Raw genomic sequence first — 14,975 nt, 5'->3', positions numbered from 1 at the left:
GGACCCCACCCATGTCCCGCACACTGCGCACCACCGCCGCTGCGCTCGCCGCACTCGGCCTGCTCACCGCCTGCGGCTCCTCCGGCAGCTCCTCCGATTCGGGCGGGAAGACCACCATCACCTTCTGGGACAACAACGCCGGACCGGCGAGAACCCCGCTCTACCAGAAGCTGATCGCCGACTTCGAGAAGGCCAACCCGACCATCACGGTCAAGTACGTCGGTGTCACCAGCGCCGAGGTGGCGGAGAAGTACAACACCGCAATCGCCTCCAACTCCACCCCGGACGTCGGCGGCGTGACCACCGCGCTGCTCGCCTCGCTCACCGCCCAGAAGGCGCTCGACCCGCTGGACGAGCGGTACGCGAAGAGCGCGCTGAACGGGAAGATCGCAGCCAACTTCCTTGAGATATCCAAGAGCGCCAGTGGCGGCAAGGGACTGTTCCAGCTGCCGTCCTCCGGCAACCAGGACGTGATCTGGTACCGCGCGGACAAGTTCAAGGAGGCGGGCCTCAGCGCGCCCAAGACCTGGGACGAACTCTTCGCGGCAGCAGCCAAGTTGACCGACAAGGGCAAGAACCAGTACGGCTTCACCATCCGTGGCGGCGCCGGATCCGGCTTCCAGGTGCTCTCCGAGGCGTACGCCTACTCCGGGCTGACCACCATGTTCGACGCGGCCGGCAAGTCCACCGTCGACGACCCGAAGAACGTCGCACTGATCGAGAAGATCGCCGCCCAGTACAAGGCCACCACCCCCGAGGCGGACGTCTCCAACGCCTACCCGCAGATGCTGGCCCAGTTCCAGGCCAACCAGGTGATGATGGTCCATCACAACCTGGGCTCGACCCGGGACGTGAAGACCGCGCTGGGCGACAAGGTGGCCGGCTTCCTGCTCCCGGCCGGGCCGGACGGCACCTCGGTGCTGGCCAACCCAGTGGACGGCTTCTCCTTGTTCAAGAACAGCAAGCACAAGGACGCCGCCTGGAAGTTCGTCGAGTTCCTCGACTCCCACGAGGCGAACAGCTACTGGAACCAGAACGTCGGCCAGATCCCCGCCAACACCGAGGCGTACGCCGACGAGTGGTACACCACCTCGGGCATCACCAAGCAGGCCGGCGACTCGCTCAACTCCCCCACCACCAAGCTGGTCCAGCCCCCGGTGTACCTGCCGCAGTACTCGAAGATCACCAAGACCGACGCCGAGCCCAACTTCCAGAAGGTCCTGCTCGGCAAGACCTCCGCCGCCGACTTCGCCAAGTCCGTCGCCGACGCCTTCACCAAGGCCCAGGCCGACTACCAGGCGAAGAACAAATGACCGCCGTCATCGAACGCGTCGAGGTATCGGTCTTCACCACCGTCGCCAGGACCGCCGTCGACTCGCACGGACACCGCCACCCCGCCGCCGCGCACGAGGTCCGGGAGGCAATGCTCACCGTGACCGACACCGACGGGGCGTCAGGCCGGGTACTTGTCCAGCCCGACCACCTGCGGCCGCACGTCCTGGACAAGTACGTCCGCCCCGCGCTGCTCGGTCAGGACCCGCTGGAGCGCGAACGGCTCTGGACCTCGCTCGCCCGCAAGCAGCGCGGCGCGCACGGCGGCCTGACCGACCGCGCGCTCGGCTTCGTCGACCTGGCGCTCTGGGACCTGGCCGGGCAGCGGCTCGGCCTGCCGGTCTGGAAGCTGCTCGGCGGCGCCCGCCGGGAGATCCCCGCGTACGCCTCCACCATGTGCGGCGACCAGACCCCCGGCGGCCTCGCCACTCCGGCCGACTTCGCCGCGTTCGCCGTGCAGTTGGTCGACCAGGGCTATCGGGCGATCAAGCTGCACACCTGGATGCCGCCGGTCGCGGGCGCCCCCTCGGTGGAACTGGACATCGCCGCCTGCACCGCCGTCCGGGACGCCGTCGGCCCGCACGTCGAACTGATGCTGGACGCCAACCACTGGTACTCCCGCACCGAAGCGCTCAAACTCGGCCGGGCGCTCCAGGAGTTGGACTACTACTGGTTCGAGGAGCCGATGGAGGAGGCCTCCATCTCCTCCTACCGCTGGCTCGCCGACCAGCTGGACATCCCGGTGATCGGCCCCGAGACCTCCTGGGGCAAGAACTTCACCCGGGCCGAATGGATCACCTCCGGCGCCTGCGACATCCTGCGCACCGGCACCACCGACGTCGGCGGCATCACCCCGGCCGTGCGCACCCTGCACCTGGCCGAGGCGTTCAACCTGGACTGCGAGGTGCACGGCAACGGCTCCGGCAACCTCGCCCTGCTCGGCGCCACCACCAACGGCCGCTGGTACGAACGCGGCCTGCTGCACCCGCACTTCGACTTCGACGAGGTGCCGCCGCACCTGCACTCGATCGTGGACACGATCGACCACAACGGCGTCGTCCGCTTCCCCGACCGCCCGGGGCTCGGCGACGACTTCGACCTCGACTACATCAAGGCCCACACCGTACAGAGGAGTTGACCATGCACGTCCTGCTCACCGGTGCGGCAGGCGGCGTCGGTACGCTGCTGCGCGACCTGCTGCCCGCCCTCGGCCACACCCTCCGCCTCGCCGACCTCAAGCCCGTCGAGGGCGGCCTCACCTTCGACCTGCGCGACACCGACGCCGTCCGGGCCGCCGTCCGCGGCGTGGACGCCGTCGTGCACCTCGGCGGCATCTCGCTGGAGGACACCTTCACCAACATCCTCGGCAGCAACATCGAGGGCACGTACGAGCTCTACGAGGCGGTCCGACAGGAGGGCGTGAAGCGCGTCGTCTTCGCCAGCAGCAACCACGCCGTCGGCTACACCCCCCTCACCGGCGACCTGATCGGCTCCGACACCCCCACCCGCCCCGACACCTACTACGGCCTCTCCAAGGTCTTCGGCGAGGGCCTGGCCTCCCTCTACGCCGACAAACACGGCATCGAGACCGTCTCCATCCGGATCGGCTCCTGCTTCCCCAAGCCCCGCTCCGCCCGGATGCTCTCCACCTGGCTCAGCCCCGCCGACTGCGCCCGCCTCGTCCACGCCGCCCTCACCACCCCCGACGTCGGCCACACCATCGTCAACGGCATCAGCGCCAACACCCGCGCCTGGTGGGACCTCTCGACCGCCCGCGCCCTCGGCTACGAACCCCACGACAACGCCGAGGCCTACGCCGCCGAGGTCGGCGAACTCGACCCCGACAGCCCGGACGCCAAACTCCTCGGAGGCTTCTTCACTACGCTTTGACCACCGCCTGCTTGACCAAGGTGCGGCCGAAGTCCCACATCAGGCCGCTGCCCCGGTGGGCGTCGTCCATGACGTCGGTGAAGGCGTCGACGAAGCGGTCCACCTCGCGCTCGGTGATGATCAGCGGCGGGATCAGCTTGATCACCTCCAGGTGGTCGCCGGAGACCTGGGTCAGGATGCGGTGGCGCTGGAGCAGCGGCACCACCACCATCTGGGCGAACAGGCCCTTGCGGGCCGCCTGGAGGGCGGTCCAGCCGGTGCGCAGCTTGAGCGACTTCGGTCGGCCGAACTCGATGCCGATCATCAGGCCGCGTCCGCGCACCTCGGCCAGCAGCTCGTACTTCTCCACCAGCCCGGCCAGCCGGGAGCGGAACAACTCCCCCACCCGGTGGGCGTTCTCGACCACCTTCTCCTCGCGCATCACGTGCAGTGTGGCCAGCCCGGCCGCCATCGCCTGGGCGTTGGAACCGAAGCTCGCGGAGTGCACCAGCACCCGGTCCATCGAGGAGTACACCTTCTCGAAGATCCAGCCCTTGCCCAGCGTCGCCCCGATCGGGACGTACCCGCCGGAGAGGGCCTTGGCCGCGCAGACCAGGTCAGGCAGCACGCCCTCCTCCTGCTGGTAGGCGAAGAACGAGCCGGTCCGGCCGATACCGGTCTGCACCTCGTCGCAGATCAGCAACGCCTTGTGCTCGTGCAGCAGTTGCTGTGCGGCCAGCAGCCAGCCGGGCGGCGGGGCGAGCACGCCCTTGCCCTGGATCGGCTCCACGATCAGCGCCGCCACGTCGCCCTTCCGCAGCTCCCTGGCCAGCGCGCCGAGGTCGCCGAGCGGGACGGCGGTGTCCGGCAGCAGCGGGTCGAAGCCCTTCCGGAAGCCGTTCTCGCCGTTCACCGAGAGCGAGCCGGTGGTCAGGCCGTGGAAGGCGTGGTCGCAGTACAGGATCCGCTTCCGACCGGTGGCGTAGCGGGCGAACTTCAGCGCCGTCTCGACCGCCTCGGTGCCGCTGTTGCCGAAGAACACCCGGTCCAACCCCGGGGTGTACGCCAGCAGTTGCTCGGCCAGCAGGCCGGGCAGCGGGGCGCAGTCGAACCGGGTCAGGTCGGGCAGGTCGAGGTCCATCACCTGCCGGACGGCGTCCCGGACCACCGGGTGGTGCCGGCCGAGCGCGAAGATCCCGAAGCCCGCGAGCATGTCGAGGTAGTCGTTCCCCTCGGCGTCGTAGAAGTAGGCCCCCTCCGCGCGCTCGTAGAACTTGTCGAACCCGATGGTGTGCAGCATCCGCGCCAGCTGCGGGTTGAGGTACTTGGCCTGCAACTCGTAGCGCTCGGCGCCGCGTTCGGCGAGCAGTGCGGAGAGGTCGAGACGGTCAGCCGGCATGGTGCTGGTTCGCTCCTCGGTTCGGTAGCAGGTGCTTGGCGAAGACGGCGGTCTGGGCGGCCACGCCGGTGCCGGTGAGGCCGATCTCCTCCATCAGCTCTCCCCGCCCGGCGTGGTTGAGGAACTCCTGCGGGATGCCGAGATCGCGCAGCGGGACGTCCACCCCGGCGTCCCGCATCGCCTGGGCGATCGCCGAACCGACCCCGCCGGCCCGGCCGTTGTCCTCGACGGTGACCACCAGGCCGTGGGCGGCCGCCAGTTCGGGCAGCGCGGGGTCGACCGGCTTCACCCAGCGCGGGTCGACCACGGTGCAGGTGAAGCCCTCGGCGAGCAGCAGGGCGGCGGCGTCCAGGCAGGCGGGCGCCATCGCACCGACGGCCACCAGCAGGATCTCCGGGGCGGGACCGGTCCGTTGCAGGACGTCCACGCCGCCGATCCGCTCCAGCGCGGGAACCGCCGGGCCCAGGTCGCCCTTGGGGAAGCGCACCACGGTCGGCGCGTCGGCGACGTCCACCGCCTCCCGGAGCTGGGCCCGCAGCTGGTCTGCGTCGCGCGGGGCGGCCAGCCGCAGGCCGGGGACCACCTGAAGCAGCGACATGTCCCACATGCCGTTGTGCGAGGCCCCGTCGTTGCCCGTGACGCCCGCGCGGTCGAGCACGAAGGTGACGCCGAGCCTGTGCAGTGCGACGTCCATCAGGACCTGGTCGAAGGCCCGGTTCAGGAAGGTCGCGTAGACCGCGACCACCGGGTGCAGCCCACCCGTCGCCAGACCCGCCGCGCTGGCCACCGCGTGCTGCTCGGCGATGCCGACGTCGAAGGTGCGCTCCGGGTACGCGGCGGCGAACTTGGCCAGCCCGACCGGCTGGAGCATCGCGGCGGTGATCGCCACCACGTCGGGCCGCTCGGCGCCCAGCGCGAGCAGCTCGCTGCCGAAGGCCGAGGTCCAGGACACCCCGGCGGAGGGCGAGACCGGCAGGCAGGTGTACGGGTCCATCGCGCCGACCGCGTGGAAGCGGTCCGCCTCGTCCTGCTCGGCCGGGCGGTAGCCGCGGCCCTTGACGGTCAGGCAGTGCACGATCACCGGGCCGCCGTAACCCCGGGCCTGCCGGAGCGCCTGCTCCACCGCGCCGAGGTCGTGGCCGTCGATCGGGCCCAGGTACTTGAGGCCGAGGTCCTCGAACATCCCCTGCGGGGTGAACGCGTCCTTGAAGCCCTTCTTCGCCCCGTGCAGCGCGCCGAACAGCGGCTGGCCGACCAGCGGGGTGCGCTGCAGCGCCTCCTTGCCGAGCGCCAGGAAGCGTTCGTAGCCCTGGGTGGTGCGCAGCGTGGACAGGTGGTGGGCCAGGCCGCCGATGGTCTTCGCGTACGAGCGCTCGTTGTCGTTCACCACGATCACCAGCGGGCGGTCGCTCGCCTCGGCGATGTTGTTCAGCGCCTCCCAGGCCATCCCGCCGGTCAGCGCACCGTCGCCGATCACGGCGACGGTGCGCCGGTCGGGGGTGCCGAGCAGCTGGTGCGCCTTGGCCAGGCCGTCGGCGTAGCCGAGGGCGGTGGAGGCGTGCGAGTTCTCGATCAGGTCGTGCTCGGACTCGGCCCGGGACGGGTAGCCGGACAGGCCGCCCTGCATCCGCAGCCGGGAGAAGTCCTGACGGCCCGTGAGCAGCTTGTGCACGTACGCCTGGTGCCCGGTGTCCCAGAGGATCCGGTCGTACGGGGAGTCGAAGACCCGGTGCAGCGCGATGGTCAGCTCGACCACCCCCAGATTGGGGCCGAGGTGGCCACCGGTCCGGGTCACCGCGTCCACCAGGAAGTCGCGGATCTCGTCGGCCAGCTGCCCGAGCTCGGCCGGGGAGAGTCCACGGAGATCGGCGGGCCCCTGGACGGTGGACAGAAGTGACATGGCTTCACCTCGCGGCTCGGGTCTGGCTGATGACGGTCTGGATGATGACTGTCTGTACTCAGCCTGCGGTCATCACCGGTGGCGCGCCTGTTGTGGGGCCCGCCGGAGCGGGCCCCACGGTGCTCAGGCCTTGCTGGTGAGGGTCTCCTTCACGGCCCGGATGGACTCCTTGAGCGAGCCCATGGTGGCCAGTACGGCGGTTGGTTCGTACCCGCAGTGCGCCATGCAGTTCTCGCAGCGCGGGTCCTTGCCGCGGCCGTACTTGGCCCAGTCGGTCTTCTCGATCAGCTCCTGGTAGGTCGGCACGTAGCCGTCCGACATCAGGTAGCAGGGGCGCTGCCAGCCGAACAGCGAGTAGTTCGGGATGCCCCAGGCGGTGCACTCGAAGTCCACCTTGCCCTCCAGGAAGTCCAGGAAGAGCGGGCTGTGGTTGAGGCGCCAGCGGCGCCGGTTGCCCCCGGCGAAGGTCTTCCGGAACAGGTCCCTGGTCTGCTCGACACCGAGGAAGTGCTCCTGGTCGGGGGCCTTCTCGTAGGCGAACGCCGGGGAGATCATCATCTCGTCGACGTGCAGCTCGTCGTTCAGGTAGTCGAGCACCTCGATGATGGTCTGCGGGGTGTCGGTGTTGAAGAAGGTCGAGTTGGTGGTGACCCGGAAGCCCTGCCGCTTGGCCTCCTTGATCGCCTCCACCGCCTCGTCGAAGGTGCCCTCCTTGGCCACCGAGGCGTCGTGCCGCTCACGCAGGCCGTCGATGTGCACGGTGAAGGTGAGGTACGGCGAGGGGGTGAACTTCTCCAGCTTCTTGCGCAGCAACAGCGCGTTGGTGCAGAGGAAGACGTACTTGCGGCGGGCCACCAGCTGGCGGACGATCTCGTCGATCTGCGGGTGCATCAGCGGTTCGCCGCCCGCGATCGACACCATCGGGGCGCCTGACTCCAGGACCGCGCCGACCGCCTGGGCGACCGGCATCCGCTGCTTGAGCACCCCGGCCGGGTGCTGGATCTTCCCGCAGCCCTCGCAGGCGAGGTTGCAGGCGAACAGCGGTTCCAGCTCCACGATCAGCGGGAACTTGTCCCGCCGCTTGATCAACTTCTGCTGCATGAGATAGGTGCTGACCCGCACGGTCTGGCGCAGCGGCATTGCCATGACTAGCTCGCCTCCTGAGGGAGCGTCGAGGACTGTGGAGCATGGATCGGGTCGGTGACGGCCTGTCGGTACCAGGCGGTGAGCGCCGGGACGGCGATCCGCAGGGTGCGCCAGGCATGCAGTCCGGCCGGCAGGGTGCCGAGGCGGAGCAGTTCGCGGCTGGGGGTGTCGACCACCACCCGCAGTACGGCGGTGGGCAGGGCGGGCCGCAGCTCGGCCCGGGCCGCCAGGACGGCGGCCGCCTCCATGTCGACCGCCCGGGCCCCGGTGGCGTACAGGGCGCGGCGCTCCGCACCCCGCACCACGCGGTCGGCGGTGTGATGCGGACCGATGTGGGCGGTCAGGCCGCGGGCGGTGAGTTCGGCGGCCATCGCCTTGGCGGACTCCAACTGCCACTCCTCGCCCTCGCCGTTGCGGACGGCGTCGGCCACGATGATGTCGCCGGGCTCGACGCCCGGCCCCACCGCCGCACCGAAGCCGGCCACCACCAACGCCCCGTAGCCGTCCCGGGAGAGCAGGTTCCCGACGCAGCGCCGGGCTCTGACCCGCCCGACCCCGGTCCGGACCAGCACCGGCGGCTCGCCCCAGTCACCACCGCGGAGCGCCCAGACCTCGGGGCCGAGCGCACAGACCACCAGCAGCGGAGCTGCGCTCACTTGCGGCCTCCCGTCAGCGGGCTGCCGTGCAGGTAGCGGCCGAGGGCGGTGACCGGGAAGACCAGCCGGTACAGGTGGTAGTTGATCGAGAAGTCCCACGGGAAGCCTGTCCCGGTGAACTGCGGCTCGTCCCAGCTGCCGCTGGGCAGCTGGGTGTGGCAGAGCCACTGCACCCCGCGCTCGACCGACTCGCTGCGCGCCCCGTCCGGGCCCTCGCCGGCCGACAGCAGGGCCATCAGGGCCCAGGCGGTCTGCGAGGCGGTGGAGTCGCCGCGTCCTGACCAGTGCTCCGGGTCCTCGTACGACCGCATGTCCTCGCCCCAGCCGCCGTCCGGGTTCTGCCGGTCCTCCAGCCAGCTGACGGCGCGTCGGATCGCCGGATGCCCGGTCGGCAGCCCGGCCGCGACCAGGGCGGGCAGCACCGATCCGGTGCCGTAGATGTAGTTGGTGCCCCAGCGGCCGAACCAGGAGCCGTCCGCCTCCTGGTTCTTCAGCAGCCAGTCGACGCCGCGCCTGGTCGCCCGGTCGTCGGCGCGGCCGGTCTCGGCGAGCATCTCCACCACGTGCGCGGTGACGTCGGCGGAGGGCGGGTCGACCACCTCGCCGAAGTCGCAGAACGGCAGCTTGTTCGGCAGGGTGCTGGTGTTGTCGACGTCGAAGGCGCCCCAGGCGCCGTTCTTGGACTGCATGCCGAGGTTCCACTCGACGCCGCGCTTGACCGCGCCGGCGAGCTTCTCCCGGTCGGGATGGGCCACCCGTTGGAGGGCGAGCACCACCTCGGCGGTGTCGTCGATGTCGGGGTAGTTGTCGTTCTCGAACTCGAACGCCCAGCCGCCGGGCGCCAGCCGGGGCCGCTGGACGGCCCAGTCGCCGGGCCTGGTGATCTCCTCGGCGAGCATCCAGTCCACCGCCGAGACCAGCGCGGGGTGGTCGGCGGGCAGGCCCGCGTCCCGCAGCGCGATGGTGGCCAGGCAGGTGTCCCAGACCGGGGACTGACAGGCCTCCAGCCAGCGGGCGCCGTCCTCGGTGTGCACGGTGAACCGGTCGAAGGCGGCCAGACCGGCCCGCATCACCGGGTGTTCGAGGTCGTAGCCGAGCAGGTGCAGCGCGATCAGCGAGTAGACCGCGGGGGGCTGGATGCCGCCCCAGCAGCCGTCCGCCTCCTGGCGTTCGACGATCCACCGGCCGGCCTGCGCGAGCGCCACCCGGCGGAGTGGTTTGACGGCGTGCCGATGGTAGACGTGCAGGGCAAGGTCGAGCCGCTCGAAGATGCCGTCCCAGCCGTTCAGCGGCGGGAGCGGCCGGGCCGGGTAGGGGTCCGCCGGGTCGGCGTGCAGCTCGTCCAGGTCGAACGGCGCCGGGCGGACCGGGCGGTGGGCCGAGACCACGGTGAGCGGGACGATGGTCTGCCGGGCCCAGCAGCCGAAGGCGTAGATGTTCAGCGGTACCCAGCGGGGCAGGAAGATGATCTCCGGCGGCATCTCCGGCAGCCGGTCCCAGGGCCACCAGCCGAACAGCGCCAGCCAGATCCGGGTGAACACCCGGCTGGCCGCGATGCCGCCGGCCGCCCGGACGTGCCGTGCGGCGGCCTGCATGTGCGGCGCGTTCGGGTCGTCGCCCGCGAGTTTGAGCGCGACGTACGCCTCGACGGTGGTGGAGAGCTCGGCGGGGCCGCCGTAGAAGGTGGACCAGGTGCCGTCCTCCCGCTGCTGGGAGCGGATCCAGGTGGCGGTGGCCTCGGTGTGCTCGGCCGTCCTGATGCCGAGGAACTGACGCAGTAACAGGTCCTCGGCGTCCATGGTGACGTTGGTCTCCAGGTCGCCCTTCCACCAGCCGTCCGGGCTCTGGCGTGACAACAGCTCGGCGGTGGCGCGCTCCAGCGCCTCGGCCGCAGTGGGATCGTCGGACGGTACTACCGCCGTCGGTCCGTCGGGTTCCCACCGTCTCGACCCGAGCGGCACCGCTGCTGCCGCCTGGGCCACCGTCACCTGACGGCCGTTCAACCGTTCTGGTACCGGCGGGCGTTCGCCCACCGCGGCCGGCTCGGGATCGTACTCAGGGTCGAGCCGGCCGTCCGCGGTTGCTGTCACCTCAACGTCACCTCTCTCGTACCACCACGAATTCGGCGAGTGCGACGAAGCGCTGGCGCACCTCGTCGGCCATCGGCACCTCGTCCAGAGCGGCGAGGGCGGTCCTGTGCTGGCGGCGGGCCTCGTCCTGGGTCCAGGACCGGCCGCCTGCCTGCTCGATCAGCGCGGCGCGGGCGGCGAGCTGCTGCTCGCTCTCATCGCCCCGGCCGGCCGGGTCGGCCAGCTCGGCGGCCAGCCGACGGGAGGCGGCGCCGCCCTCGGCCAGCGCGGCGGCCACCGGCAGCGACTTCTTGCGCTGGCGCAGGTCGCCCCAGTGCGGCTTACCGGTCACCTCGGTGGCGCCCCAGATGCCGAGCAGGTCGTCCACCGCCTGGAAGGCCAGGCCGAGGTGGTGGCCGTAGCGCTGGAGCGCGTCGGAAGTACGGTCGTCCGCGCCGGCCAGCACCGCGCCGATCGCGGAGGCGGCGGCCAGCAGCGCGCCGGTCTTGCCGCCCTCCATCTCCAGGCACTCCTCGACCGTCACCAGGTCGCGGTGCTCGAACGAGAGGTCCTGGGCCTGACCGTCGATCAGCTTGCGGGTCGCGGTGGTGATCAGCCGGACGGCTCGGGCCGCGTCGGCGGCGGAGGCGCCGCCGGTGACGGCGGCGTCGAGCAGGACCTCGGTGCCCAGGGCGGCCAGGCCGTCGCCGACCAGGATCGCCTGGGCCGGGCCGAAGACCGTCCAGGCCGTGGCCCGGTGCCGCCGCGTCTCGTCACCGTCCATCAGATCATCATGAAGGAGCGAGAAGTTGTGCACCAGTTCGACCGAGACGCCGCCGGGCACACCCACCGCGGCGGGCGCGCCGACCGCCTCGGCCGACAGCAGCGCCAGCGCCGGACGGACGGCCTTGCCGCCGTCCCCCGCCACCGGCGTGCCGTCCCGGTCGATCCAGCCGAAGTGGTACGCGGCCACCGTGTCCATCGGCGCGGCCAGCCTGGCCACCGCCGACCGCAACGGCGGGGTGCAGAGCGTCCGGCCACGGGCCAGCAGCTCCGGCACCGAGAGCGCGTCCGGCACAGGTGCCTCCTGGACGGAGGCGGCGGTTCCGGTGCGAGGCTCCACGTGCGTTCCCTCTCCCTGCTGGGGTGATGAGGCCGCGGCGAGCGGCCCGTCTGATGCGGCGTCGGTTCGAGTAGGCGCAGTGGTTCTGGCGGGGGCCGAGGTCATCGGGGCCACCTTCCGTCGCCCCGGTCCACCGGGCGGCGGCCGACGGTGAGGGCCGCGTCGGCGGCCGCGTGGCCGCTGCGCACGGCGCTCTCCATGGTCGCGGGCCAGCCGGTGGCGGTCCACGAACCGGCCAGCAGCAGGCCGGGCACGTTCGTCCGGGCGGCCGGACGGAGCGGGGCGGTGCCCGGGGCGGGCGCGAAGGTCGCGGTCCGCTCCCGGGTGACGAAGAAGTCCAGCACTTCGGCGCCCTTGGCGGCCGGCAGCAGGCGCTCCAGCTCGGGCAGGTAACGCGCCCTCAGCTCGGCCACCGGCAGCTCGATCTCGTCCTGCACGGCGGACTGCGACAGCGCCAGGTACTGCGCGCCGGGCACCGCGAGGCCGGAGTGCTGCGTCCGGTCGAAGACCCACTGCACCGGCGAGCCGAGCGCGGCGAAGAACGGTTGCCGCAGCAGCTTGCGGTCGTAGACCACGTGCACGTTCAGGATCGGCGCGTGGCCGAGCTCGGCCAACCGTTCCTGCCGGTCGATCGACCCCGCCGGGAGCAGCGCGGCGGCGGACTCCTGAGCCCCCGCCAGCACCACGGTGTCGGCGGTGAGCAGCTCGCCGCCGTCCAGCCGGACCGCGTGCTGCTCGGCGCTCTTCAGCTCCACCGCGCGAGCCCGCAGCAGCACCCGCACCCCGGCCCGCTCCAACTCCGCCCGGGCCGCGTCGTGGTGGATCGCGCCGAGCGGGACGTTGGCCATCCCGATGTCGGAGGCGCCGGGGTCGGAGAGCAGGCCGGTCTTGAAGACCATCGCGGCCAGCGCCAGCGAGGTCTGGTCGGCGGTGGCGTTCAGGGTGGCCACCCCGACCAGGTCCCACATCGCGGCCAGCGTGGCCGCGTTCTGGCCCTGGCGGCGCAGCCAGTCGCCGAACGAGATCTCGTCCAGCGCCGGGTCGTCCAGGTCGAGCAGCTTGAGCGCCAGCGCGGCCCGCACCACCCGCAGCCGGTCGGCGGCGGACAGGTGCGGGTAGGTGGCCAGGCTGCCGGCCAGGTGCAGCGGGACGGGCAGCCCGGCCCGGCGCAGCCGGCCCAGGGTGCGCCGGCCGTCGGCCGAGACGCCCAGCACCGGGACGTCGAGGCGGGGTTGAAGATCCACCAGACGGCCCGCACCCAGCCGGTCGATCAGACCCCGGTAGGCGGTGCAGCAGCGCAGGAAGACGTGCTGGCCGTTGTCGACCGTCAGCTCCCCGCGCCGGAACGAGAAGGCCAGACCGCCGAGCCGGGGCCTGGACTCCACCAGGGTGACCCGGTGGTCCGCCTCGGCCAGCCGCAGCGCGGCCGTGATCCCGGCCAGACCGCCGCCGACCACCACCGCGGTGGGGCGCTTGGAGTCGTGCCGTACCGTCATCTGCCCCTCCCCCTGATGTGATCGTCCCGACGGTCGTCGGCGGCCCGCGCCGAACCGGGTCCAGGTGATTCCGTGCTGACACAGCGTGACATAAACGCCGAGAGAATCAAGAACGCCCTCCGGCGAGCCCGGAGAGAGCCACGTACGCCTTCTCCCAGCCCGGCAGCGAGACCCGGCCCTGCAGCACCGACTCCGGGTCGGCCGCGATCCGGCCGAGCAGCCGGTGGTAGATCCCGGCCATCGCGGCCGTACAGGCCCGGCTGCGGCGGTCCAGCAGCGGCAGCAGCCGCAGGCCGTCCGCGAAGGCCTCCTGGGCCCGCTCGGCCTGGAAGGCGACCAGGCCGGTGAAGTCCGCGCCGACCGGTGGCCGGTCCAGGGCGAACCCTTGTTCGCAGCCGAATCGCACCAGGTCCTCGGTCGGGAGGTAGACCCGGCCGTTCAGCGCGTCCTCGCGCAGGTCACGCAGGATGTTGGTGAGCTGGAGGGCCAGGCCGAGGGTGTCCGCGTACTCGGCGCCGAGCTTCGGATCCTCGCAGCCGTACACCCCGAGCGAGAGCCGGCCGATCGATCCGGCCACGCAGCGGCAGTAGATCTTGAGGTCCTCGAAGGTCTTGTACTCGACGCCCTTGAGGTCCATCTCGACGCCGTCGATCAGCTCGTCGAAACCGCCCAGGTCGATCGGGAAACGCCGGGCGGTGTCGCCCAGTGCGACCTTGATCGGGTCGGTGTCCTCCTCACTGACCGTGCCGAGCCGGATCTCGTCCAGCAGCCCGCGGGTCTGCCCGAGCAGCTCGGCCTTCCGCTCGGCCGACAGCTCGCCGTCGCCGATGTCGTCCACCCGGCGGGCCAGGGCGTAGAGCGCGGACATGCCGAGCCGCTTGGGCTCGGGCAGCAGCCGGATGCCGTAGCTGAAGTTCCGGGCCTGCAGGGCGGTGACCGCCTCGCAGTACCGGTAGGCCGCCATGACCGGGGCCGAGGCCAGTGGTGATGCCGCCACGCGGGCGTTCACCTTCCCTTCGCGAAGATTGCCGCCGCCTTCACCGCGAGGCGGCGCTTGTCCGGCTTCGCCTGCACGGCGAGCACGTCGTACCCGGCGGCCTCGATGGCCGACAGGGCCGCGTACCCGCCCGCGGTGAATCCCGCGAGCAGCAGACGGAGCCTTCCCCGAACCGTACCCACCAACGGAGCGCCGTGGTCGAGCAGGGTGCGCGCCCGGTCCGCCTCGAAGGCGATCAGCTCCCGGACCCGGGCGTCGGCGCTGGGCGCGGCCAGGTCGGTCTCGGTCACGCCGAACCGGTCCAGGTCCTCGGTGGGGAGGTAGATCCGGCCCCTGGCCAGGTCCTCGGCCACGTCCTGGAGGTGCTCGGCGATCTGCAGGGCGGTGCAGATCGCGTCCGAGTAGGCGATCTGTTCGGGGGTGCCGTGACCGGCCACGGCCAGCACCAGCCGGCCGACCGGGTCGGCGGAGAGCGTGCAGTAGCCGACCAGGTCCTGGTAGGTCGGGTAGCGGACGGTGGTCTGGTCCACCCGGTTGGCCTCGATCAGACGGCGGAACGGCTCCGGGGTGACCGGGTGACGGTCGATCAGCGGGACCAGGGCTCGCATCAGCGGGTGCCGGGGGCTGGTCGCCTTCGGGTCCAGTGCGGCGCCGAAGGCCCGGTCCAGGTCAGCTTCGAGACCGTTCAGCAGGGCGAGCCGGAAGCCCTGGTCAGCCGGGGTCCCCGCGACGCCCAGCAGCTCCGCCACCCGCTCGGGCTCGGCCAAGTCGCCGTCCCCGGCGTCGTCCACCAGCCGGGCGAACCCGTAGATCGCCATCAGGTCGGCCCGCCAGGCCGCGGGCAGGAACCCGGGGGCGACCGGGAAGTTCTCCAGGTCCGCCTTGCCGAGCGTGCCACCGTCCGTCGGACTGTCAGATTGCCTTGAGGTCACCACTGCCGTCACTCCCCCGTTCTACACCGCTCCCGGGCAGCCAGCCCACCCGGACA

Annotated in this window: 12 protein-coding genes; 3 read left to right on the top strand and 9 right to left on the bottom strand. The window is 71.6% G+C overall.

What is annotated here, in order from left to right:
• The first annotated feature begins 11 nt into the window (after positions 1-11).
• From ASC99_RS26300 to ASC99_RS26290, 3 genes are read left to right on the top strand one after another with little or no spacing between them, the layout of a single operon-like run.
• Positions 12-1,313: a sugar ABC transporter substrate-binding protein gene (locus ASC99_RS26300; protein ID WP_057236522.1), complete on the top strand. Its 1,302-nt coding sequence runs from the start codon at positions 12-14 to the stop codon at positions 1,311-1,313.
• Complete coding sequence (locus ASC99_RS26295; protein WP_057236521.1) at positions 1,310-2,470, top strand: enolase C-terminal domain-like protein; 1,161 nt, start codon at positions 1,310-1,312, stop codon at positions 2,468-2,470. The genes ASC99_RS26300 and ASC99_RS26295 overlap by 4 nt, the downstream gene beginning before the upstream one ends.
• Before the next feature lie 2 nt (positions 2,471-2,472).
• Positions 2,473-3,222 carry an NAD(P)-dependent oxidoreductase gene (locus ASC99_RS26290; protein ID WP_057236519.1) on the top strand — a complete coding sequence of 250 codons (750 nt, stop codon included), beginning with the start codon at positions 2,473-2,475 and terminating at the stop codon, positions 3,220-3,222.
• Here the strand turns inward: ASC99_RS26290 and ASC99_RS26285 are convergent.
• The 9 genes from ASC99_RS26285 to hpnC all read right to left on the bottom strand — a co-directional run bounded on the left by ASC99_RS26285 (position 3,212) and on the right by hpnC (position 14,922).
• Positions 3,212-4,600, bottom strand: coding sequence for an aspartate aminotransferase family protein (locus ASC99_RS26285; protein WP_057236517.1), 1,389 nt, complete (start codon positions 4,598-4,600; stop codon positions 3,212-3,214). The genes ASC99_RS26290 and ASC99_RS26285 overlap by 11 nt on opposite strands.
• The gene (gene dxs / locus ASC99_RS26280) at positions 4,590-6,500 is read right to left on the bottom strand and encodes a 1-deoxy-D-xylulose-5-phosphate synthase (protein WP_057236515.1); all 1,911 of its coding nucleotides are present in this window, start codon (positions 6,498-6,500) and stop codon (positions 4,590-4,592) included. The genes ASC99_RS26285 and dxs overlap by 11 nt, the downstream gene beginning before the upstream one ends.
• Positions 6,501-6,623: 123 nt before the next feature.
• A complete protein-coding gene (hpnH, locus tag ASC99_RS26275) occupies positions 6,624-7,646 on the bottom strand; it encodes an adenosyl-hopene transferase HpnH (RefSeq protein WP_057236512.1) in 1,023 nt (340 codons plus the stop codon).
• Between the two features lie 2 nt (positions 7,647-7,648).
• Positions 7,649-8,302, bottom strand: a complete 654-nt coding sequence (locus ASC99_RS26270; RefSeq protein ID WP_057236511.1) for a hypothetical protein — start codon at positions 8,300-8,302, stop codon at positions 7,649-7,651.
• Positions 8,299-10,290 carry a squalene--hopene cyclase gene (gene shc / locus ASC99_RS26265; RefSeq protein ID WP_082598653.1) on the bottom strand — a complete coding sequence of 664 codons (1,992 nt, stop codon included), beginning with the start codon at positions 10,288-10,290 and terminating at the stop codon, positions 8,299-8,301. Before shc ends, ASC99_RS26270 begins: the two co-directional genes overlap by 4 nt.
• A gap of 109 nt (positions 10,291-10,399) precedes the next feature.
• Positions 10,400-11,494 carry a polyprenyl synthetase family protein gene (locus ASC99_RS26260; protein ID WP_057236509.1) on the bottom strand — a complete coding sequence of 365 codons (1,095 nt, stop codon included), beginning with the start codon at positions 11,492-11,494 and terminating at the stop codon, positions 10,400-10,402.
• A 101-nt stretch (positions 11,495-11,595) separates the two neighbouring features.
• Positions 11,596-12,990 carry a hydroxysqualene dehydroxylase HpnE gene (gene hpnE / locus ASC99_RS26255; protein ID WP_057236507.1) on the bottom strand — a complete coding sequence of 465 codons (1,395 nt, stop codon included), beginning with the start codon at positions 12,988-12,990 and terminating at the stop codon, positions 11,596-11,598.
• Between the two features lie 106 nt (positions 12,991-13,096).
• Entirely contained in the window at positions 13,097-13,954 is an 858-nt protein-coding gene (hpnD, locus tag ASC99_RS26250; protein ID WP_057236676.1) for a presqualene diphosphate synthase HpnD, read from the bottom strand.
• A gap of 41 nt (positions 13,955-13,995) precedes the next feature.
• The gene (gene hpnC / locus ASC99_RS26245) at positions 13,996-14,922 is read right to left on the bottom strand and encodes a squalene synthase HpnC (RefSeq protein WP_057236505.1); all 927 of its coding nucleotides are present in this window, start codon (positions 14,920-14,922) and stop codon (positions 13,996-13,998) included.
• Positions 14,923-14,975: the final 53 nt, after the last annotated feature.

It is taken from the genome of Kitasatospora sp. Root107, from assembly GCF_001424875.1.
GTDB lineage: Bacteria > Actinomycetota > Actinomycetes > Streptomycetales > Streptomycetaceae > Kitasatospora.
Note: the sequence above shows the minus strand (reverse complement) of the source record. Positions and strands in the feature narration are given on the sequence as shown.